Below are 21992 nucleotides of genomic sequence, written 5' to 3'. Positions count from 1 at the left end.
CAAGGGACTGGAGTCCTACGTCGACGACAACGGCGTGGGCAAGGACGACATCGCCCTCATCGTCTCCGACGTGTTCCCTCGCGACATGGTGCGAGACCCTCGCGAGACCCTCGCGAGGGTTGCAGACGCCATTTCTCGAGCTCCACGAAGCCGGACTCGTGCACCGATACGAGGACGACGACACCGAACTGCTCTTCGTCTCATGGTGGGAATCGGTCCAGCGCATCGACAGACCCAACAAACCGCGTTTCCGCAGGCCAGACGGCACATGGGCCTACTCGGAGTCCGAAATTCGCGGAACCCTCGCGACACCCTCGCGAGTATCTCGCGACACCCTCGCGACTGGAACAGGGGAACAGGGGAACAGGGGAACAGGGGAGAACCCCTCTTGCCCATCGGCTGACGCCGATGAGGCGACGGAGGCCGACTCGCGCTTCGACGAGTTCTGGAACACCTACGCCAAGAAGGTCGGCCGCAAGAAGGCCGAGCAGCGCTGGCGCATCGCACTGAGGAAGCCCGGCGTTGACGCGGACCGGCTCATCGCGGCTGCTGGCCGCTACGTCACGGCGCAGCAGGTCAAGGGCAAGCACCCCGAGTTCACCAAGGACGCAGCGACCTGGCTCAACGGCGAGCACTGGAACGACGAGGCCGCCACGGCGACCACGACCACCACCACCCCGGCGGCGTACGCCGGGCCCATCGAGCGACCCCCGGACAACCTCAGCCCCGAGGAGTACCACGCCTGGCATATGGAGCAGGTCGCCAGGAGACGGGCGGCCAGCCAGTGATCGACGAGCCCCCGATCGACCCCGACGACGAGCCGACCCCGGGCAGCCAGATGGCCGACGTCCGCGACGCCGAGATCTCGCTGCTCGGCGCGGTGATGTCCGGCTACGACGACCTCGACGGCCTGGCCGAGCAGGTCACCGGCGCGGACTTCTACCGCCCCGAGCACGAGGAGACCTGGGACGCCGTGATGCGCGTCCACCGCGGCGGCGTCAAGCCCGACCCCGTCTCGGTGCGGCTCGCGCTCGACAAGGGCTCCCGCGTCGACCCGCTCTCGCTGCTGCACATGACGCAGATGGTGCCGCTGGTCAGCCAGGCGCCCTACTACGCCGACCGGGTCGCCACCGCCTCCGGGCTCCGCCGCATCCAAGCCGCGGGCCTGCGCATCCAGCAGCTCGGCAACGCCACCGGAGGCGACCTCGACGACATCCGCGAACGAGCCCGCGCCGAGGTCGACGCCGCCACCACCGGCCGCGTCGTCTCCCGCGCCCGCACCGTCGCGGACCTGCTGCCCGACGTCCTCGACATCGCCGAGCACGGACAGGCCAACGTGCTGGGCACCGGCTGGCCCGACGTCGACGACAGCATCGGCGGACTGGGTCCCGGCAGGCTCGTGGTCGTCGGCGCGAGGCCCGGTGTCGGCAAGTCCCTGATGGGCACCAACCTCGCGCTGCACATGGCCCACCACCACGGCCATGCCGTCCTGCTCGCCTCCCTGGAGATGCCCGAGCGCGAGGTTGGCCAGCGGATGCTCGCCGCGTTCGCACAGGCCAACCTCACCGACCTGCAGACCGGTCGCACCGACGAGCGCACCTGGGAGCGCATCGGCCGCCACGCCCAAGCCCTGATGGACCTGCCGATCACCATCGACGACAGCCCCGACCAGACCGTGACCAGCATCCGACGCGCCGCCCGCAACGTCCAACGCAAGCGCGACGACCTGGCGCTCATCGTCGTGGACTACCTCCAGCTCGTCCGGCCGGTCGACAACCGCCCCAACCGCGCCGAGCAGTTGGGCGAGGTCTCCCGCGGGCTCAAGCTGCTGGCCCGCGAGACCGGCGCCTGCGTGGTCGCCATGGCGCAGGTCAACCGCGAGTCCACCAAGCGCACCGACGGCCGCCCGATGCTCGCAGACCTCCGTGAGTCCGGGTCCATCGAGGCCGACGCCGACCAGGTGCTGCTGCTGCACCACCCCGACGACGAGCTTCCCGACCTTGAGGTCATCACCGCCAAGAACCGGCACGGACCCAAGGCGACCCGCCACCTGTACATGCAAGGCCACTACGCCCGGCTCACCTCCACGACCTGGGCACCACGGGAGGACGCATGACCTGCGGCAACTGCGGCAAGCCCACCGAGGAGCGTTGCGAGCACTCCGACCTCCCTCGCTCGTCCTGTGCGCACTGTCGGCCAGGCCAGGAATACCCCGAGAACGCACAGAAAGGCCCCTCTGAGCGCCGCAGGGCCGAAACGGGCACCGAATTACGCGGATGTGGTTCTAGGCCCTCAGAGCCCCGATTTCGCCGAATCTGGCCACCCGTCGCACCGACCCGGCCGACAGCCTCCACGTCGCCGCCCGCCGAGGAGCCCACCGACGACCCGCGCGTCCAGGTCGCCCGAGACCTCCGCGCCATCGGTCACATGGCCGCGATGCTGTCCGACCGGGCGCTCGACCTCGCCGACGACCCACACATCCCCGGCGGCGACGCGATGGTCAACCTCGCGCCGGCCGCCAACCTCGAAGCGTGGCAGCACCAGGTCGAGACCGACGAGCGGCTAGAGCTCGCCAAGCTGCGGCACGCGCCCTACACGTCCGCGGCCGACGAGGACCCCGACGAGTCCTGGCCCGCCTACCAGACGCTGCGGTACTGGTCCGAGGACTGGCGGCGCGACCTCGAACAGCCCGACATCGAGCTGCCCACCATCGCCACCGAGACCCGCTTCCTCGGCAGGCTCATCGACTGGGCATGGAGCACCGAGCCGCACTTCGAGGAGTTCGCCGCCGACATCCACGCCGCCCGCGTCAAGCTGGAGAACGTCGTACGCGACGGCATCCGTGAGACCCGCTCCCGCGTCCTGTGCGACCGGTGCAACCACCCGAAGCGACTCATCCGCAAGTACGGCAAGCGCGACCGCGAGGACACATGGAAGGCGCCGTGCTGCAAGGCCGTGCTCACCGCCGACGAGGCCAAGCGCGCCCTGGCCAGGCAACTGCGCTCAGCGGGTGCCGAGCGGTGGGTGACGCTGACCGAGGCGTTCGGTGCACTGAGCGTCAAGGGCTGGACCGAGGCGACCGTACGCGGCTGGCTCGCCGACCCCGACGTGGCGGTCGGGCAGCTGGATGACGGACGCCTGGCGATCTGGTGGCCGGACCTGTGGCGATGTCACCTGACCGCAAGTGCCCAGCGCGAGGAGCGGGCACGACGACGGGCCGAGAAGGCGGCAAGGAAGGCGGCGTGCGAGCAGGCTCACGGCACCGACTGCTGGGAACGCGGGCGCTGCACGGCGGGGAAGCGAGAGGCGCGTGTGGTCTAATGGGTCTCGCGAGGGCCCTGGTCGCCGCCGTTTACTGCGTGATACGACCGCGCCCTCAGCCGCCCACCGTCGTCGCCAAGGCCACGGTGGGTTTGTACGTTCGGGGGTGAGTTGGGTGGCATGGGAGACCAGTACCCGACGCAGCCGACTCCCCAAGGACTGGGCCAAGCGAGTGACCCGGGTCAAGCGCAGGGCACGCGGTAGGTGCGAGGCCAAGGTGCACGAGCCCGAGTGCGATGGCTACGGCCGCGAGTGCGACCACATCGACTCGCCCGACGACCACAGCCCCGCCAACCTGCAGTGGCTGAGCACGCCGTGCCACCGAGCCAAGACGCTGGCCGAGGCCAAGCGGGCACGCGGAGGCAAGGCACTGCGGCCCGCTGAGCGGCACCCAGGGGCCCGTCGAACCCCCGTTCGGAAGTAGGGGGGAGGGCCCCCGTACCCCCCGGAGCACAGGACCGGGGGCATAGCGGCTCCGGATCTGCGTGCGGTTCGACCCTGTTTTTCCGGCCCCAGGCGGGCCGTTGTCTGCCCCAGGAGGGCCCGTCATGTCGAAGCTGAATCACCCTGTCCCGGCGTCTCTCGGCAAGGCCGGGAAGGCGTTGTGGTCCGATGTCGCGGCGAAGTACACGCTGCGGCCGGACGAGTTGCGGGCGCTGGAGGATGCGTGCGCCGCGTCCGACATGCTGGCCGAGTTCGAGAAGGCGTGGCGTGATCTTGGGCGGCCGTACATGTCCAAGGGCAGCATGGGCCAGGAGGTCGAGCACCCGTTGATCGGGAGTATCGACAAGCAGCGAAAGGCGCGGCAGGCGTTCTTGGCGAAGCTGGAGCTGCCGGACGACGCTCCGGCCGGCGAGTCGAACCAGCAGCGCGGCGCGGCTCAGCAGCGCTGGAAGCATGGCGCGTAGCAGTGGCCCAGCACTCATCGAGGACCTGTCCGGCGACTATGCGGCCATCGAGCGGGAGTACCGCGACCTCCTAGAGCGGACTCAGCCGCCGGCCGACCTGGAGTGGGAGCCGGTCCGCATCGGCCCGACGTGGCAGTACGGCGACGCGGGCTGGCTGCTCCCGGAGGCGTCTCTCGGCTGGGGCTTCTTGTCGTGGACGACGTACTGGCTGACCGGCAAGGCCGGGCGCCCGTGGTGGTGGACGGCCGAGCAGACCCGTTTCCTGTTGTGGTACTTCGCGGTCGACACGCACGGCGATGCGCTCTACCACTCGGCGATGCTGCAGCGGCTCAAGGGCTGGGGCAAGGACCCGCTGGCGGCGGGCGTCTCGGCAGGCTCGCTGCACGCGCCGGTCATCTTCGACCGATGGGAGGGCGACCGCCCGGTTGGGCGGGACGACCCGGAGGCGTGGACGCAGATCGCGGCCGTGTCGCAGGAGCAGACCAAGAACACGATGAAGCTGTTCCCGGGCCTGATCCCGCAGCGGACCCGGGACCGGTACGGCATCCAGATCGGGAAGCTGAACGTCTGGTCCGATGGCGACCGGCGGCAGATCGAGGCCATCACCGCGAGCCCGGACAGCATCGAGGGCGGTCGTCCGCACCAGATCATCCGCGCTGAGACTCAGAACTGGTTGGCCACGAACGGCGGCCACGAGATGGTCGGCGCGATGGAGGGCAACGCGGCGAAGGCCGAGGTCGGCACTCCGGCGCGCATCTTGGACATCTTCAACGCCTTCCGCCCCGGTCGTGACTCGGTGGCCGAGCGGGCTCGCGAAGCGTGGGAATCGACGCAGGGCGACGATGCGACACAGGCCGACTACGGCGTGCTGCTCGACTCGCTGGAGGCGCCACCGAAAGCGCCGCTGACCGCCGAGGACGCGCCCGCTGTGGTCCGCTCGATCGCCGGTGACGCGACGTGGCTGGATACGCGACCGAAGGGCCGGATCGTGAAGTCGATCCTGAACCCGGACAACTCCCCGAGCGAGTCGCGGCGCAAGTGGTACAACCAGATCACCGGCACCGAGGACGCCTGGGTGGACCCGGGGGCGGTGGACGCCGCCGCGGTCGACGACCCGGAGCAGCACCTCAAGCCGGGTGACCGCATCGTGGCGTTCGGTGATGGCTCGAAGTCGGGCGATGACACCGGCATCCTCGCTATCCGCATCTCCGACGGCTTCGCGCAGACCCTGCACTGGCAGCATCCGAAGGACGGCGAGCTGGTCGACCGGGCCGCGGTGGATGCGGCAGTGACCGAGATGTTCGACACCTACAAGCCGGTTGCGTTCTATTTCGACCCGAGCCACGCGAAGGCCGACGACGGCGCGGAGGACGACCGGTTCTGGTGGCCACTGGTCGATGCGTGGCACCGCCGCTATTCGGGGCGACTGAACAAGAAGTTCTGGCCGGTCAAGTCCGGCCCCAAGGCGCACGCCATCGCGTTCGACATGATGACCACTCCGGCGCAGCAGCTCTTCCAGCCGGCCGTCTCCCAACTCGCCGAGGACCTGGAGAACGGCGAGGCGCACCACCACGGCGGCCGCCAACTGCGCCGCCAGATGAAGGCCGCTCGCCGTCGCGAGGGCCGTTTCGGCGTGACCATCGGCAAGGAGCACCGCTCCTCGAAACGCAAGGTCGACCTGGCGGTGTGCTACGTGGGCGCCCGGATGCTGTGGCGCCTTGTCCGGATGCAGCAGAAGTCAGGCGCCCCAGGCAAAGGCCGAGTGATCGTCATGGACGACTAGGGCATGGAGTGAGGGGGTCTGCGTGCAGTTCCCCACCCTTGTGGCCCCGACCCTGCCGCTGCTGGGCCTCTCTGAGGACGAGCGGGCGCTGATCGAGCGTCTGCAGCGAGCAGGCATCGCGGCCCGCGCCGACATGGCACTGACCGAGGCCTACTACCAGGGCGCCTACATCGTGCGGAACCTCCGCATCGCGGTGCAGAAGGAGCTGGAGTTCATCCGCACCATCGTCGGGTGGCCCGCCGTGGCCGTCGACCCGCTGGTGGAACGGCTGTTCGTGGACGGCTTCCGGGTGCATGGTGCCACGGACTCCGACGACTACCTCGCCGAGCTGTGGGAGGCCAACGGCGGCGACGCGGAGCAGTCGCTCGCGTTCACCGACGCGCTGTCAATGAGTCACTGCTACTGGTCGGCCGGGTCTCCGCTGGAGTCGGGTGGCGCGCCCCGCATCACGGTGGACTCGCCGCTGAACATGTCGGTCCTATGGGACCTGCGCGGCCTGGAGGCTCGCGCGGCGCTCAACGAGTACCAGGAGAACGGCAGCAAGCGCGGGACGCTGATGGTACCCGGCAAGGCCATCCACCTTGCCCAGGCCGACAACTGGAGCCAGTGGGAGGTCGTCGACCGCGACGAGCACGACTTCGATTTCGTGCCGGTGGTGCGGATGTCGAACAAGCCGCGGACTGCGAACCGGAATGGCTCCTCGGAGATCACTCCGGCGCTGATGTCGCTGGTGGACTCGGCGTGCCGGACGCTGCTCGGCCTGGAGGTCTCCCGGGAGATCTACTCGGTGCCGCAGAAGATCATCCTCGGCGCCAGCGAGGACGCCTTCGTCAAGACCGACGGCACGCCGAAGTCGGCGTGGGAGACCTACATCACCAAGACGCTCGGCCTGGAGCGCGACGAGAACGGCGACCTGCCCGACATCAAGCAGTTGCAGGCCTACGACCCGTCGGTGTTCACCAAGCTGATCGAGATGTACGCCTCGCAGGCCGCTGGCCTGATGGGCGCGGTGCCCCAAGACCTCGGCCTCTACACCGAGGGCAACCCGACGTCGGCCGACGCCGCCCAGGTCAGCGAGTCTCGTCGCGACCGTCGCGCGATGCTGCGCCAGGCGATGTTCGGCCCGTCACTGACCAAGGTCATGCAGTACGCCGTCCGGTTCGACAACAAGGGCTCCCTGCCCGAGGAGTACCGCCGCATCAGCGCGGACTGGCGCGACGTGCGACTGGAGTCGCCGGCCACGACCTCGGACGCCATCACCAAGCAGATCACCGCTGGCGCCATCCCGGCTACCTCGGACGTGACGCTCAAGCGGCTCGGCTACACCGCCGTGGAGCGGCAGCGGCTCGAGCAGGACCGGCTCCTTGAGCGCGGACGCAACCTCGCCGCCACTACCGCGGAGCCCGAGCAGCCGCAGGCCGAGTGATGGCCGTCTCGGACAACCCGACCGTCCAGCGCTACTACCGGTCGAACCTTGCCCTCTCGGCAGCCGTGGAGCGGGCGCTCGCGCAGGCGGGGACCCGGGCGGCCGTTGAGGCGATCTTGCGGGCCTACGCCGAGGCCGCGATCGCCGATGCGCACGACTACTACCTAGCTATGCGCCTAGATGCCGGAGTTCGCGGCCGCTTCCGGATGCCGGTCGAGACGCCGAACCGGGAGCAGTGGGACGCCTCGCTCGACTGGGCGATGCAACAGCCGGAGACCGCGCTCCTTGGCGTCGGGCAACGACTGGTCGCCAACGCCGGGCGCGGCCAGATCCTCGCCGGAATCCGTGCCGACGCGAAGGCGAGGCGGTGGGCGCGGGTCACCTCGGCCACCGGTTGTGCGTTCTGTCGGATGCTCGCCACCAGGGGCGCGGTCTACCGCTCCGAGGAGTCCGCAGACTTCCGGGCCCATGATCACTGCGGCTGCACCATCGAGCCGCTGTTCGGTGGCCGCTACGAGCCCCCGGCGCACGTCCGCGCGGACCAGCAGCTCTGGGCCGAGTCCACTGACGGCCTGTCGGGCGGCGACGCCCTCAATGCCTTCCGCCGCGCTGTCGGCGCCTAGGACCACCCGCCAGACGCGGGGCAGCACACCCCGACCCAGGAGGTCACCCACATGTCCAAGCCGGACACCGGCACCACCCCGCCCGTAGTTGTCGAGCCCTCGGCCGCGACGCCACCCCAGGAGCCGCAGGCGCCCGCTGCAGCGACGCCCGAGCCTCCGAAGCCCACCGAGCCCCCGGCGAAGTCCGGGAACGTGTGGGACGACCCGTCGGCCGCCGAGGCCGAGATCAAGCGTCTCCGGCAGGAGAATGGCGCAGCCAGGACCAACGCCAAGGCGCAGGCCGCCGAGGACGCGAAGAAGGAACTGGCTCAGACCATCGGCAAGGCCCTCGGCCTGGTCAAGGACGAGCCGATCGACCCGACTGCCCTCACCGAGCAGTTGACCAAGTCCCAGGCCGACGCGAAGCAGGCGCGAGTCGAACTCGCGGTGTTCCGCGCGGCCTCCAGTGCGGGCGGCGACCCGATCGCCCTGCTGGACTCCACGAGCTTCTTGAGGTCGCTCGACAACGCCGACCCGTCCGACGCCGAGGCCGTCAAGGCGGCCATCGCGGCGGCGGTGCAGGCCAACCCGCGGCTAGGTGCCGCGCCGAACGAACCCCGCGTCCCCGCCCCGAACCCTGGCCAGGGTGCCAGCGGCGGCGGGCCGTCCATCGACCAGCAGATCGCGGAGGCGACCAAGAAGGGCGACCACGCCCGCGCCATCGCGCTCAAGCGGCAGAAGTACGCCGCGCAGACCTGACCTAAGGAGACACCACCATGGCTGGCGCCATCACTGGCATCGGGACCACCTTCAACCTCCCGAACTACCACGGCGAGCTGTTCGCCCTCAGTCCGACCGAGACCCCGTTCCTGTCTGCCATTGGCGGACTCACCAGCGGCGGTCAGTCCGACGACTACGAGGCCGAGTGGCAGACCTACGACCTCCGCGACCCTTCGGACCGCCAGCGCACCGAGGGCGCGGATGCCCCGACCGCCGAGGAGCGGGTCCGCGGCAACGTCCGCAACGTGGCCGAGATCCACCAGGAGAAGGTCTCGGTGTCCTACACCAAGCAGGCCGCCATCGGCCGCTACGCCACCCCGCAGGCGGCGCCCTTCGGCTCCGGCTCCGGCGGCGCGAACCCGGTCACCAGCGAGCTCGACTGGCAGGTCGTGCAGGCCATCAAGCAGGTCGCACTCGACGTGAACTACTCGTTCATCAACGGCGAGTACAACCTGCCGACCGACAACAGCACGGCCCGCAAGACGCGCGGGCTGCTGTCGGCGATCACGACCAACTCGGTCAACAAGGGCACCGCCGTCACCGACATCACGACCGCCACCGACACCTTCACCAAGGCTTCCCATGGTCTGTCGGACGGCGACAAGATCGTGTTCACCGCCGTCGGCGCCATGTCGGGCATCGTCAAGGGCCGCGTCTACTACGTGGTCAACTCCTCGACCACGTTCAAGGTCGCCGCGACCTCTGGCGGCTCGGCCATCACGGTCGGCACCGCTTCGGGCGTGGCGCTGATCAAGCTGTGGTCGACCACCCTGGCCGTTGAGACCCACCTGAACCCGTTCTTCCGCGGGATCTATGACAACGGTGGCCTGCGTGGTCCTGTGGTCTTGCTGGCGAACTCGGGCCAGAAGATGGCCATCTCCGCGGCCTACGCCAACGCCTATGCCAAGGCCGACCCCCTGGTTCGCGGCGAGCGCATCGGTGGCGTCGCGGTCGACACCATCGTGACCGACTTCGGCACCTTCGGCATCATGCTCGAGCCGAACATGCCCCAGGACGCCATCGCCGCGGTGTCGATGGAGGAGTGCATGCCGTTCTTCTTGAACGTGCCCGGCAAGGGCGTGTTCTTCGAGGAGGCCCTGGCGAAGGCCGGCGCCGCCGAAGAGCGCCAGATCTACGGCGAGATCGGGCTCAAGTACGGCGCCGAGCGTCACCACGGCGTCCTGCGCGGCCTGGCCGCGTAGGCCCGTCCCCACCCCCACCTGAGGTCGAGAGGAGGGCATCATGCCGAACCCCGCGTCACCTGTTGACATCGAGGTCCGCTGGCGCTCCCTCTCGACCCAGGAGACCACCAACGCCGTCACGTTCCTCGACGATGCGTGGCGGATGCTGCGGCGCCGCATCGACAACCTCGAAGCCAAGGTGCTCGCAGACTCCGACCTGGCCGGCGAGGTCATCCGCGTGATGGCCACCGCCGTCTTGCGAGTGATGAAGAACCCGGACGGCAACCGGCAGGAGTCCATCGACGACTACTCGTGGACTCGCGACCAGGCCGTCTCCGCAGGGTTGCTGTACTTCACCGACGACGAGCTGAACGACCTCTACCCCGGGCTGATGAACGCTGGCCGGGCGTACACGATCGACCCGCTGGCCGGGCGCGACTGGGGCGACTGGTCGTGAGCGCTCCGTCTGCGATCCTGCGCGGCCGCGCCGCTGCCGAGTCGCTGATGACCCTGACCCTCGCCTGGTACGAGCCCAACGGCTGGACCACCGGCACCGACAAGCAGGTCCCCGCCTTCACTTCCCGCGGCACCACGCCCGGCAAGTTGCAGGGCTCGGCGGGCTCGGACTCCACCACCCGCTGGGTCTCGGTCGGCGGCGTGGAGCGGCCCGTCTTACAAGCGGGCCTGCACGTCCCCGCCGAGGGCTTGGTGCCCGGCATCGACTGGGAGGCCGAGGTCACTGCCGTGGGAGACCTGGCCGACATCGCCCTGCTGGGTCGCCGCTACCGGGTGACCGGGCTCTCACTCAAGTCGTTCGCCACAGCTCGGCGCCTCGATGTGGTCGAGGTGACTCCCGAGGTGACTCCGTGACGCAAGAGGCCGACATCCTCGCCGTGGTCATCCCGGTCTGCCAGGCCGCGCTCGGCACCGTTCCCGTTCTGACCCCGACCGAGGTCAAGAATGTTCGACCTGCCCCGCCGGCCGACTACCTGCAGGTGTCGGTCGACCAGCGTCCCGGCGGCGATGCCCGCCAGGACCCGGGCGCCTCGATCTCGCGGTGGCGGCTGCTGCTGCGTGGTGTCGGCGCGACCGAGCGCAACGCCCAGGACTTCCTCTCCAAGGTCACCCGCGCCTTGGAGTACCGGCAACTGGTCGTCGGCGCCACGTCGACGACCCCCATCGAGCTTGAGACCAGTTCCGGCGTCGGCGAGGACGACGACCGCTGGTCCGGCTTGCGCACGTTGACCTTCACCCTCTGACCCCTCCCGAGGAGCCCCGATGTTCGAGTCGTTCGTTCGCGTCCGCACGCCCGAGGGAGCCGAGTACTCCATGCGCGAGGGCAGCCCGGTCCCCGAGGGCTGCCAGGTGCTCAAGGGCACCCCCGCTACTCGCCCGGACGGCACGCCGTTGCCGCCGACCTACCCCGAGAAGCACGGCCAGAAGGCCGAGTCCAAGAAGGAGAACGACTGATGGCCGCACCTGTCCGCCCGACGCCGAGCAAGGCGTACGGCACCGAGAAGATCATCTTCTGCCCAACCCAGACCCTCAGCGTCGCCACGTTGACCGGCGCGACCGCGCTGGACGTGACGAAGATGTTCTTCGAGTCCTCGGCTCGCCCGGACGCGACCGCCAACATGGTCGAGTCGCCGCCCCGTGTGGGTGACATCGAGTCCTACGAGTTCGTGGGCGCCACGAAGTGGACCCTCGGCGAGGTGCGGTACTCCTACAACCCGCAGGGTGCCGCACTGTCGGACGGTGTGAAGGCGTTCGAGAAGTTCCCGGCCGGAACCACTGGCTACCTGTACTTCCGCGGCGGCCTCAACCGTGACACCGACCTGGCGACCGGCCAGTTCGCCGAGGAGTACCCCGTCGAGTTCGGTCCGCAGGTCATCACCAAGGAAGGTGACGGCGAGGGCGCGGAGTGGGCGGTCAAGCAGGGTGTGGCGGTCACTGGTGCCCCTCGCCTGAAGCAGACTCTGGCCGCCTGACATGGGCTTCTTCCGCGGCGACGCGTCCGAGGTGTACGCGCTTGCGTCCGACCTCGCGCAGATCGGCGCCGAGTCGGTCCCTGCGATGCGCGGCGTCATGCAAGAGGCCGGGGACGCGTTCGCCAAGGACTGGCAGTCCAATGCCCGGGCAACCTCCGGTGCCCACGGCGTGCACTACCCGGACAGCATCAGCGCAGAGCTGGCGTTCGGGGTGACCAGCATCGCGGTCGACGTCGGCCCGGAGGCGTCGAAGTTGCAGGGCTCGATGGGCCGAGGCTTCGAGTACGGGAGCATCAATTCGCCCCCACACCTGGATGGACTCAGGGCGCTCGACGGCATGCAGATGAGGGTCGAAAAGATGATCGACGCTGCCGTCGGGCACCTGTTTCCGTGAGACAATTGAGTGAGGCCGAACGGCGGTAACCGTCCGGCCTCTGCACACCACCTGATGCGACCAGGAGATGCACATGAGTAACGATATGCCGTGCGCCGTGAATGGCTGCGATCGGTCCGCCGAAGTCCGCGGCTGGTGCCGAGGTCACTACCAACGGGTCCAGCGAGACGGAGAGCCGGGGCCAGCGGATTTCCGCCGTCCGCCGGGACCGATGCCCGCCAAACTGCTCACCAGGCAGAGGCTTGAACCGTGCAAGATCGAGGGTTGTGACGACCCGGCGACCGGGCGCGGCTGGTGCAACCGCCACTACCAGCGCTGGTATCGCACTGGCGACCCTGGTCCTGCGGACGCCCGGCGTATCGGGATGATCGAGGTCTGCACTGCCGACGGCTGCGAGCGGAAGCACAAGACGCAAGGCTTCTGCGACATGCACTATCGGCGATGGAAGCGCGGCCTGCCGACCGACTCGCCCGAGTTCCTGTCTACGCCTCCCGCCTTCGATGACAACTCCTACGGGGCGGTCCATCGACGGATCGCAATCGAGCGCGGGCCGGCTCGCAGCCACATCTGCGGATGCGGAGAACCTGCGGACCAGTGGGCCTATCAGCACAACGACCCTGACGCACTGGTGTCACCGCTGGGTCATCCGTACTCCCTGCGCATCTTCGAGTGCTACGAGCCCATGTGCCTGTCATGTCATGGCCGACTGGACAGAGCTCGGCCCGCGAGCCCGGGTCGCTCGCCTACCTGTTGCCGTCCTAAGGACCCCCCGGCCGCGTTGGCGAGACGCGGCCGGGGTCTCGCCAACACTCGCCAGGAGCAAGACATGGCCGACGCCGATGTGATGATGAGGCCCTTTCTCATCGAGTTCATACCAGAGCGGTATCGAACTGAACTTGATGCGGCGTTCGCGGCGGCAGAGAAGGCCGCCAATGATGAGGGTTCTGCGCACCGAATCGGCGACACTGCCGGAGCGGAGCTGCGCCAGAAGTACGACACGATCCTCCGGGAGTGCGTCGTGTCGGTCTGGGCCAGACCGTTGGCTCGCTCGGTCCATCGGGGCATCAAGGCGAGCCATCCGCCACAGCCGCCCAAGGAAGGCGAAGAGAGGCCGGTCGACCGGATCGGACTGGACCTCGACGCCGCCGAGGACGACTTGCTCTATGCCGGGCTGGTCGATCCCGCAACGGTGGACGCGGCCGTTCCGGCGCCACTGTTCAAGACCCGCGCCGCATTCGACGAATGGGCCGACAGTCGGGCGCCGGGCTTCTTGACCTACATCGCTTCTCGCATCTGGGCCGCCACGACGGAGGTCTGGGTCGACCCAAAATCGCTGCCCGCCTCGCCGACCCGGAACACCTCCTCGAGCTGAACACCGCGAAGGCGTGGGGCTACACCCTCGACGCCTGGCGGGCGCTGTCCGACGACGACCGCGACCTGCTGTTGGAGTACGAGCGGCAGATCTGTCCCCGCTGCGGCAACCTGCGCTCGGTCTGCTCGGACCCGGATGTGCCGTGGTATCCGCAGCGGTCGATGTGCTATGCCACCGGGGCGCGAGAGCTGACCCTGCGGCGCTTGCGCAAGAAGCACAAGGACCCCGGCACCGACGCAATGGCCCCGACTGACGGTATGACGGTGTGGATGTCGCGGGACGATCTTTCGCCAGAGGACGAGTTCATTTAGCTGTGGCAAACGGCGATGCCGTATGACCCCGTCGAGGTGTTCTCCGAGATCACGGTGCCATCGAGCGTGATTCGGCAGGTCACTCTGCCGAACTCGTTGGGGTTCTGCGCAGAGATGTACGGCGACCACGATGTCGTGCTCGTGTGGATCGTGATGCCCCGCTCGCCGCTCTTGGTGCGCAGAGGGACGTCTGGCGATGCCTGCTGAGTGCCCGTCGGGGTGCTGATAGTGATGTCGGCGTAGGCAGGCGTGCCCTCGACCTCATAGACCACAACGTGCTCCGTCGGCGCCGTTGGCAGGTCGTCGTCTGGGTGCGAGTTCTCTCCGAACGCACTGGATAGCCACGCCGCCAGGCCAAAGACCGCGCACGCAGCGAGGGCAATAGTCCACGCCTGTCGCGTAGTGACCAGCCCGCCGCCACTCCCACCGCTGCTCTCCGGCTCATCCATTCCCGAACGGTACTCCGAGAGGCGGTGACTCGGTGAGCGATCGGACCGTAACGTACACGCTGATCGCTCGGGTCGATCAGTTCAAGGCCCAGATGGCCCAGGCCAGCGCCTCGGTCAAGAAGGCCGCGGACGACATGACCGCTGGCTCGAAGGCCAGCAAGAACTGGCGGGCTGGACTAGACACCGCAGGCCGCACCGCAGGCCGCATCGGCCTTGTCGCCGCCGCTGGTCTCGCAGCCGCGGTGACCGTTGCGGCCAACTTCGACCAGGCTATGTCCAAGGTCCAGGCGGCTACCCACGAGTCCGCCGCCAACATGGATCTGCTACGCAAGGCGGCGGTCAAGGCGGGCGCGGAGACGGCGTTCTCTGCGACCGAAGCGGCGCAGGGCATCGAGGAGCTTGCCAAGGCAGGCGTCTCGACCAAGGACGTACTGGCCGGCGGCCTTTCCGGCGCCCTCGACCTGGCTGCGGCCGGAAGCATCGGCGTCGGCGAGGCTGCCGAGACCGCCGCGTCCGCGATGACGCAGTTCAGGCTCTCCGGCTCCCAGGTGCCGCACATCGCCGACCTTCTCGCAGCAGGTGCCGGCAAGGCGCAGGGATCCGTGCATGACCTCGGGATGGCGCTCAACCAGTCCGGCCTGGTGGCCTCGCAGGCAGGGCTGTCGATCGAGGAGACCACCGGCGCGCTATCCGCCTTCGCCTCGGCCGGGCTTATCGGCTCCGACGCCGGAACCAGCTTCAAGACCATGTTGCTTCGCCTCACTCCACAGAGCGAGAAGCAGGCGAAGCTGATGGACGAGCTCGGCCTGTCCGCTTTCGACGCCTCGGGTCAGTTCGTCGGCATGGCCGAGTACGCCGGTCGTCTGCAAACCGCACTCAGTGGCATGACGGACGAGCAGCGGCAGTCCACTCTCTCCGTGCTGTTCGGCACTGACGCCATCCGGGCCGCGAACGTCATATACGAGCAGGGCGCCGACGGCGTCCAGGGCTGGATCGACAAGACGAACGATGCCGGGTACGCAGCCCAGACCGCCGGCATCAACATGAACAACCTCAAGGGCGACCTGGAGCAGCTTCGGGGAGCGCTAGAGACCGCACTGATTGGGACCGGGGAGGGCTCCCAGGGGCCGCTCCGCTCGCTCACTCAGGGCGTGACCGGGCTGGTGAACGCCTACAGCAGTCTGCCCGGCCCAGCGAAGACGGCGACCGCTGCGCTGCTTGGCCTCACGGCCCTTGCGGGCAGTGGCGTCTGGGCATTCAGCAAGGCGATCAACGGCATCGCGGCCGCACGGGTCGCCATGACGCAACTGGGCATCACCGCCGAAACGACCCGCGCGAAGTTGTCATTGCTCGGCACCGGTTCTGCCGCCGCGACGCTCGGGCTCGGGTCTCTGTTCAACACCTTGTCTCAGATGGACTCGATTGGCCGCAGCAAGGCCGCTGCCGACGCCACGGTCAAGTCCTATCAGGACCTGGCAGACGCCCTGCAGTTTTCGAACCTTGGCAAGAACGCAGCCGATCTGTCGGTCAACCTCGACCGGTTCACACAGGACCTGTACGACAACGGCGAGTCCGGCGAGTACGTCACGCGGGTCATGGACCAGTTGGCAGAGAGGTCGCACGGATTCGGCGCGCTAGTCAGCTCCGAGGTTGGGCATCTGACGCTCGGCGTGCTCGGCGGCGATGCCGACAAGGCGTCGGACGCCTACAAGGATCTCCAGGAGATCTTGAAGAACAACGCCGGTGCTCTCGGTCAGGGTGCAGCTGCCGAGGAGGGGGCAACGGCTGCCACCCGGTCTGGGACGGCCGCGATCCAGTCCAACACGGCGAGCATCCACGACAACGTCAACGCTCTCCGAGCCCGCCGAGAGGCCCAGGTCGCCTCGCAGAACGCAGAACTGGGCTACCAGTCGGCCGTCCTCGACACCCGCGACGCGGTCAAGAAGAACGGCGAGGTCTTCAAGAAGAACGGCGAGTACGCCCACGGGATGACCCGGGCCGCCATCGAGAGCAAGCAGGCGCTGCTCAACCAAGCAGGCGCGTGGAACAACTTGACCAACAAGGCCCAGAACGCCCCCGGCGCCTTCAAGGCCGCCAAGGCGTCTCTGGTCGAAGCTGCCGTGCAGATGGGCATGTCCAAGAAGGCCGCCGAGGCCTACGCCCAGTCCATCCTGGAGATCCCCAAGAAGGCAGCGACCAAGGCCGAGTTCAACAGCTCCGGCGCCATGTCCAGCGTCAACGCCCTCGAACACCGCCTCGACATGCTCAACGGCAAGCACGTCACTACCACCATCGAGATCCGCACCGTGCGCACCGGCTCGGATGGTGCAGGCGGACCGCGGGAGATGCGCTTCGCGACCGGTGGCTACATCTCCGGCCCCGGCACTGCGACCTCCGACTCCATCCACGCCCGCCTGTCCAATGGCGAGTACGTCGTCAATGCCGCCGCCACCGCCCGCCACCGCTCGCTGTTGGAGGCCATCAATGCTCACGCCTACGCGGGTGGCGGCCACGTCAGCCACGGAGGTGGCAGCAGGGTGCCGGACCTGCCGTCGAACCACGACATCGAGCGTGCGGTGACCCGGGTGCTGGACCGAGCCCAAATCCGGCTAGTCGGGGCGGACGCGGGGCAGAAGGCGTACTTGATGACCGGGAAGGTGTGAGCAGGTGGCGCACTCGATCGCGTTCGTGGACTCGGTGTCGGCCTCCCCGACGACACGGCTGGACCTGAACACGGCGTCCCTGCGGTGCACGGCGTTCGACTGCCCGCCGCCGCAGCTGAAGCAGGCGGTGGCGGACAACATGATGACCGACGGCGGCGAGGTGTCCGCGTCGGCCTACGGGCTGCGGCAGCTGCGCTTCGAACACGAGCTGGTCCAGTCCACCGAGGACGCCTGGGCGGCGGCGTGGCAGTCGCTGGCGCGCGAGCTGGACCGCGAGACGAACATCATCCGGTACTTGCCGGACGGCGCAACCTCGCCGGTGTTCTTCAAGACTCGCCGCGGAAACGTCACCGACCTGTATCAGCAGATCGCCTATCGCAAGCGCCGCGCGCTCACCTTCGACCTGCTCGCCGAGCCGTTCGCCCTCGGCGTCCGAGAGTCGATCTCGGTCGGCACGGTCACCACCGCGCAGGGACTGTTCGACGTAGGGTCCGCCTCGATCAAGGGTGACGTCGAGGCGCCGTTCGTGATGGTCGACGCGACGCCGCATTCGGGATTCTCGCCCGCGACCGGGAACGCCAAACTGCGCTGGACGCTGGCCCGCACCACCCGTGACGCATCCTCCAATCCGGTGATGACCACCTGTGGCGGCATGACGCTCGGCACCAACACCACCGTCTCCTCGACGTCGGCGCTGGTGAGCTTCGCCAACACCTCATCGGCCACCAGGGTCACCTGGACGCCATCGGGGACCACTGCCGCAGCGATGCGCGGCAAGTACCGGCTGATGATCGGCGCCCGCGGCAACGCGGTCACCTCGTCGGCGACGCTGACGGTCTCGGTGTCCTACGGGTCAGCGTCGGTAGCGTCGGCGAGCGCAGACGAGGTGACCAAGTCGATGTCGCCGCTAGGCCAGCAAAGCTGGCTGATCGACTGCGGCATCGTCGGCTTCGACGCGCCGGACGCCATGACGCTCGCACCCCGCATCGAGATCGCTGCCGCGGTGAGCAATGTGACGTACTCGCGGACCCTGTATCTCGACTGGCTTTGGCTGGTCCCGGTCGACGAGTCCTGCGCGACAGCCGGCGCGACCTTCCTGCCCTCGGGCTACATGCCGGGCGGCGGATCGTATCCGACATCAAGCCCGCTGGTGTTCGACGGCGAGGCTGACGACGGGTCGGGGTCGGTGTATATCGCCTCCTCGGCGTCGCTGTGGTCCTCGGCCACTCCGGTGCTGCCGGGGTGGGTCACCTACACCGGCGCCCTGCCCCGGCTGCGACCCGGCGTCGACAACCGCTTCGCCTACATGCGCTACGCCTCGGGGATCACCGGGACGCCTCCTGTCGCGGAGTTCGCCTCGGGGTCGGGCGCCATCACGCTCTACTACCACCCGCGCTACCTGTACGTGCGACCGGCGACCACATGACGCTCAACGTCCCGCTGACCGTTCGTGTCGGAGACCGCCACATCACCCGCCAGCTCAAAGACCTGTCGTTCCGCAAGGAAGCGGTCGGCGGCGTGCAGTCCATCACGCTGGGGCTGTCGGCGCGGCTGGACTCGATGGCGGTCAACCCTCTGGACCGGGTCTATGTCTACGACGCCCGGACCGCGGAGGTGGTCGCTGAGGGTCGCGTCGCCGACCCCGGCCGGACTGCCGACGCCGACGGGCAGACGTGGACGATGACAGCGTTCGGGCCAGCCCAGCACGCCTCGGACCTGATCCAGCCGCTCATCTACGTCGACCAGTCCATCAGTGACGGGTGGCGACGCGCGAACCGCCTCGCCAACGTGTCCGGGGAGATCGACCAGACATCCAAGCCGGGATCTAGCAGCGACTCGGCGCCGGAGTGCATCGTGTGCCGCTGGCCCCGCAACTCTTATGCTCCGGGCCAGGCGGCGCTGACGATGCGCTACGAGCGGCTACAGCAGTCGGGGCAGAAGCTGGCTCGCTACTCGCTGTCCTGGGACGGCGGCAGATCCGACTCTGACTACAGGGTCCAGATCATCCCGCTGACCGACGGCACCACCGGGTCGGCGTCGCTCAACGCCGCGCTCGGCAACACGGTGTCGGCCGTGACCGGCGTGGTGGTCACCGACTGGACCAATGGCCGCAACACCCTCGACGTGTCACTGCTGTGCAACAACGCGTCCGGCACCGGCGCGCAGCAGACTGACGACCGGTGCTGGGTGGCGTTCTACTACCCGATCCTCCGCGCGATGCTGCTCGATCAAACGGGCGCCGACATCACCACCGGCTACAGCGCCGACTACGTGCTGGCCCACGAGGTGGTCACCGACGTCCTGGCGCGGGTACTCACCCAGTTCGACGCCGCGGGCGCCAGCATCGCCACCACCGGCACCTATCAGATCGACCAGCTCGCCTACCCCGATGGCGTCTCCGCGGCAGAGTTGCTCGACGACGTGATGGAGCTGGAGCCCGGCTACTACTGGACGACCGGGCCGAGCAACAGCAGCGGGCTGTACGCCTTCGCCTGGCAGGAGTGGCCGACCTCTGTGCGCTATGAGGCCACCTTGGAGGACGGCGGCGACTTCCCGGTCTCCACTCAAGAACTGTACAACCAGGTCACGGTCCGGTGGGTCAACCGCAAGGGCTCGCGGCGTACGACGCTGCGCACTGGCTCCTGCCCCATCCTCGACGCGCAGGGCATCATCCGCCGCGCCAGCATCGACGTGGCCGACGAGCTGGGCAGCAGCAATGCGGCTGTCCGCATCGGTGACAACTTCTTGGCCGAGCACCAGTACCCGGCCAATGCGGGCACCCTGACGATCGCCCGCCCGATCCGCGACCTGAGCACTGGGCGGATGGTCGAGCCGCACGAGATCGAGCCTGCCGAGCTGATCCGGGTCCGTGGCGTGGAGTCCTACCCGGACTCCCTCAATGCTTCCAGCAGCGACGGGCAGAGCGTCTTCCGGGTCTGGGCGCTGAACTACACCGCCGACTCGCACTCGGCGCAGCTGGAACTCGACACCTACCCGCGCACCACGGCAGCAGCCCTGGCGCGTCTGCATCGGCGGAGGAGGCGTAAGCGTTGACCCTCGCTGTCGCCCGCGATCTCGGCGCCCTCGTCGTCTCGCTGTCGGTCCTGCTCGGCATCGCCTGGCGCTTCGTGATCATCCCCAACCTGCGCCGCGAGTTCGGGCAGCCGATCGCCGAGGCCCACCAGGTGGTACGGCGCATCGAGCACGAGGTGTCTGACAACGGCAACAAGGACCCGGACAACCCGACACTCAAGGACTACCTGTCCCAGCTTGCCGCCCGGCTCGACGCCTTCGACGAGCGGATGCAGGCACAGGAGGCGGTCTCGGCCGAGCGGGCCACGGTGCTAGAGCAGATGTCGGGCGCCACTGAGCAGTTGGCAGGCGAGGTCCATCGACACCTGACCTGGTCGGAGGACTACGTGGAGCGTGCCGACAAGCGCTCCGACCGCCAGGAGCAGCGCCTCGCCGACTTGGAGCGGGGGTCGGAATGACCATCTTCTCTGCCGCGATGCTCAATCTCGGCCCGGGCTCCCCGTCTCGTCTGCAGCGTCTCCTCGGTGATCAGCGCGGACGTGTGTCGCTGTGGTGTCTGCAGGAGGGCTCGGACTGGTGGGGTCGCCGTGATCTGGGCGGCATCGCCAAGCGGGTCGGGCTGGACGTGATGCGCGGCACGGGGCGCACGGGGCAGCTGGCGACGCCGCTGCTGTACGACCCGGACGTGTGGGACCTGGTCCGCGCGTGGGACCGGCTGCTGCTCGGCAGGGTCGAGGACGGCAAGGTGCATCGCCTCTACGCCGGACCCGGTGCCGGCGGGACATGGCTCAAGCCCAAGTGGCTGATTGGCGCTCGGCTGCGGCACCGGGAGACGGGCTTCCCTCTGCGTGTCGCGTCGGCGCACTGGCCCGCGTCGCAGTACATGCCGCGTCGTGCTGTGCTGGCGCGGCGGATGAGCGAGCAGGTCGCCGGCGAGGCTGACTTGTACCAGCGGGCGCTCGTCTTGGTGGGCGCCGACACCAACGCCAAGCCCGATGCCCGCACGCTCGCGCCGCTGCGACACAAGGGCTGGCACCTGACCCAAGCGCAGACACCGCGGCCGATCGGCACTCACGGCCGCCGCCCGATCGACGGGTTCGCCTGGCGGGAGGGGCATCACGGGCGCGCGGAGTTCCTGGCCGCCGACACGCTCGACGGCATCGGGTCGGACCACCTGCCCTATGTGGCGACGTGGCGCATCAAGGAGGACAAGTGAGCACCACCGTGTCCGGCTGGCCCGTGCTGACCAGCAACCGCACCACCGGGGCACTTCCCCGGCTCCGGAAGTGGGTCGTTCCCGGCGCCAGCCGACACCTCTACCTCCGCGACGGGTCGGCCGGCTTCCTCCTCGTCCACCTTGCGCTGTGGTGGCACCAGAGGGTGGAGCGGCTCGACCTCGGCGTCTGGGACGACTGGGGCTGGGCCGTCCGCGCCGTCCGCGGACAGACGTCCGGCTACTCCAACCACGCCGGCGGCATCGCCGCAGACCTCAACGCCACCAGGCACCCGCGCGGCGTACCCACGCGCAGCACCCTGACCGACGCGCAGATCGCCGCGGTCCACAAGCGGCTGCGGCTCTACAAGGGCCTCATCATCTGGGGCGGCGACTGGCCCAGTCCGGGCGGCTCGGGCGTCACCGACGCCATGCACTTCGAGCTCGGCAACTACTCCCGCTTCGACGACATCGAGGTCCTCGCTCGTCGGCTCACCAAGAGCCCGCGAGGGAAGCGAATCCTGGCCGCCAATCCCGGCGCCCTGGCTGTCATCAACTCCTAGGAGAC

General features: G+C 68.7%; 24 protein-coding genes. 23 read left to right on the top strand and 1 reads right to left on the bottom strand.

Annotated elements, in window-relative coordinates:
• Window positions 1-158: 158 nt before the first annotated feature.
• The 17 genes from QM714_RS02790 (at window position 159) to QM714_RS02710 (ending at window position 13755) form a co-directional block, all read left to right on the top strand.
• On the top strand, window positions 159-788 hold the full coding sequence (locus tag QM714_RS02790) for a hypothetical protein (protein WP_415097380.1): 630 nt from the start codon (window positions 159-161) through the stop codon (window positions 786-788).
• Window positions 785-2116, top strand: a complete 1332-nt coding sequence (locus tag QM714_RS02785) for a replicative DNA helicase (RefSeq protein ID WP_415096479.1) — start codon at window positions 785-787, stop codon at window positions 2114-2116. Before QM714_RS02790 ends, QM714_RS02785 begins: the two co-directional genes overlap by 4 nt.
• A gap of 311 nt (window positions 2117-2427) precedes the next feature.
• Window positions 2428-3321: a hypothetical protein gene (locus QM714_RS02780; RefSeq protein WP_415096477.1), complete on the top strand. Its 894-nt coding sequence runs from the start codon at window positions 2428-2430 to the stop codon at window positions 3319-3321.
• Window positions 3322-3436: 115 nt separating this feature from the next.
• A complete protein-coding gene (locus QM714_RS02775) occupies window positions 3437-3745 on the top strand; it encodes a hypothetical protein (RefSeq protein WP_415097378.1) in 309 nt (102 codons plus the stop codon).
• Between the two features lie 124 nt (window positions 3746-3869).
• A complete protein-coding gene (locus QM714_RS02770) occupies window positions 3870-4229 on the top strand; it encodes a hypothetical protein (RefSeq protein ID WP_415097376.1) in 360 nt (119 codons plus the stop codon).
• Window positions 4219-6012, top strand: a complete 1794-nt coding sequence (locus QM714_RS02765) for a hypothetical protein (RefSeq protein WP_415097374.1) — start codon at window positions 4219-4221, stop codon at window positions 6010-6012. The genes QM714_RS02770 and QM714_RS02765 overlap by 11 nt, the downstream gene beginning before the upstream one ends.
• 22 nt (window positions 6013-6034) lie before the next feature.
• The gene (locus QM714_RS02760; protein ID WP_415097372.1) at window positions 6035-7438 is read left to right on the top strand and encodes a phage portal protein; all 1404 of its coding nucleotides are present in this window, start codon (window positions 6035-6037) and stop codon (window positions 7436-7438) included.
• Window positions 7438-8061 carry a hypothetical protein gene (locus QM714_RS02755; protein ID WP_415097370.1) on the top strand — a complete coding sequence of 208 codons (624 nt, stop codon included), beginning with the start codon at window positions 7438-7440 and terminating at the stop codon, window positions 8059-8061. The genes QM714_RS02760 and QM714_RS02755 overlap by 1 nt, the downstream gene beginning before the upstream one ends.
• Window positions 8062-8112: 51 nt before the next feature.
• Window positions 8113-8799: a hypothetical protein gene (locus QM714_RS02750; protein WP_415097368.1), complete on the top strand. Its 687-nt coding sequence runs from the start codon at window positions 8113-8115 to the stop codon at window positions 8797-8799.
• Between the two features lie 17 nt (window positions 8800-8816).
• Entirely contained in the window at window positions 8817-10022 is a 1206-nt protein-coding gene (locus QM714_RS02745) for a DUF5309 family protein (RefSeq protein WP_415097366.1), read from the top strand.
• Between the two features lie 40 nt (window positions 10023-10062).
• Entirely contained in the window at window positions 10063-10458 is a 396-nt protein-coding gene (locus tag QM714_RS02740) for a Gp19/Gp15/Gp42 family protein (RefSeq protein ID WP_415097364.1), read from the top strand.
• Window positions 10455-10871 carry a DUF6093 family protein gene (locus QM714_RS02735; protein WP_415097362.1) on the top strand — a complete coding sequence of 139 codons (417 nt, stop codon included), beginning with the start codon at window positions 10455-10457 and terminating at the stop codon, window positions 10869-10871. The genes QM714_RS02740 and QM714_RS02735 overlap by 4 nt, the downstream gene beginning before the upstream one ends.
• On the top strand, window positions 10868-11260 hold the full coding sequence (locus QM714_RS02730) for a hypothetical protein (RefSeq protein ID WP_415097360.1): 393 nt from the start codon (window positions 10868-10870) through the stop codon (window positions 11258-11260). Before QM714_RS02735 ends, QM714_RS02730 begins: the two co-directional genes overlap by 4 nt.
• 19 nt (window positions 11261-11279) lie before the next feature.
• Window positions 11280-11471, top strand: coding sequence for a hypothetical protein (locus tag QM714_RS02725; RefSeq protein WP_415096456.1), 192 nt, complete (start codon window positions 11280-11282; stop codon window positions 11469-11471).
• The gene (locus QM714_RS02720) at window positions 11471-11989 is read left to right on the top strand and encodes a hypothetical protein (RefSeq protein ID WP_415096454.1); all 519 of its coding nucleotides are present in this window, start codon (window positions 11471-11473) and stop codon (window positions 11987-11989) included. Before QM714_RS02725 ends, QM714_RS02720 begins: the two co-directional genes overlap by 1 nt.
• Window position 11990: 1 nt before the next feature.
• The gene (locus QM714_RS02715) at window positions 11991-12383 is read left to right on the top strand and encodes a hypothetical protein (protein WP_415097358.1); all 393 of its coding nucleotides are present in this window, start codon (window positions 11991-11993) and stop codon (window positions 12381-12383) included.
• Between the two features lie 826 nt (window positions 12384-13209).
• A complete protein-coding gene (locus tag QM714_RS02710) occupies window positions 13210-13755 on the top strand; it encodes a hypothetical protein (protein WP_415097356.1) in 546 nt (181 codons plus the stop codon).
• 307 nt (window positions 13756-14062) lie between these two features.
• On the opposite strand, the gene QM714_RS02705 is transcribed toward QM714_RS02710, so the two are convergent.
• Window positions 14063-14515, bottom strand: a complete 453-nt coding sequence (locus tag QM714_RS02705) for an MmpS family transport accessory protein (RefSeq protein ID WP_415097354.1) — start codon at window positions 14513-14515, stop codon at window positions 14063-14065.
• A 32-nt stretch (window positions 14516-14547) separates the two neighbouring features.
• Between QM714_RS02705 and QM714_RS02700 the strand changes: the two genes are divergently transcribed.
• Genes QM714_RS02700 through QM714_RS02675 form a run of 6 tightly spaced genes read left to right on the top strand, consistent with a single transcriptional unit; the run spans window position 14548 to window position 21987 of the window.
• A complete protein-coding gene (locus QM714_RS02700) occupies window positions 14548-17178 on the top strand; it encodes a phage tail tape measure protein (RefSeq protein WP_415097352.1) in 2631 nt (876 codons plus the stop codon).
• A gap of 4 nt (window positions 17179-17182) precedes the next feature.
• Window positions 17183-18604 (top strand): hypothetical protein, encoded by a 1422-nt coding sequence (locus tag QM714_RS02695; RefSeq protein WP_415097350.1) that lies wholly within the window; start codon window positions 17183-17185, stop codon window positions 18602-18604.
• A complete protein-coding gene (locus tag QM714_RS02690) occupies window positions 18601-20232 on the top strand; it encodes a hypothetical protein (RefSeq protein ID WP_415097348.1) in 1632 nt (543 codons plus the stop codon). The genes QM714_RS02695 and QM714_RS02690 overlap by 4 nt, the downstream gene beginning before the upstream one ends.
• Window positions 20229-20669: a hypothetical protein gene (locus QM714_RS02685; protein ID WP_415096436.1), complete on the top strand. Its 441-nt coding sequence runs from the start codon at window positions 20229-20231 to the stop codon at window positions 20667-20669. Before QM714_RS02690 ends, QM714_RS02685 begins: the two co-directional genes overlap by 4 nt.
• A complete protein-coding gene (locus QM714_RS02680; RefSeq protein ID WP_415096434.1) occupies window positions 20666-21427 on the top strand; it encodes a hypothetical protein in 762 nt (253 codons plus the stop codon). The genes QM714_RS02685 and QM714_RS02680 overlap by 4 nt, the downstream gene beginning before the upstream one ends.
• Window positions 21424-21987, top strand: coding sequence for a M15 family metallopeptidase (locus QM714_RS02675; RefSeq protein WP_415096432.1), 564 nt, complete (start codon window positions 21424-21426; stop codon window positions 21985-21987). Before QM714_RS02680 ends, QM714_RS02675 begins: the two co-directional genes overlap by 4 nt.
• Window positions 21988-21992: the final 5 nt, after the last annotated feature.

The organism is Nocardioides sp. (genome assembly GCF_047602075.1).
GTDB lineage: Bacteria > Actinomycetota > Actinomycetes > Propionibacteriales > Nocardioidaceae > Nocardioides.
The sequence above is the reverse complement of the archived record's forward strand: the minus strand, read 5'-3'. Positions and strand labels throughout refer to the sequence as shown.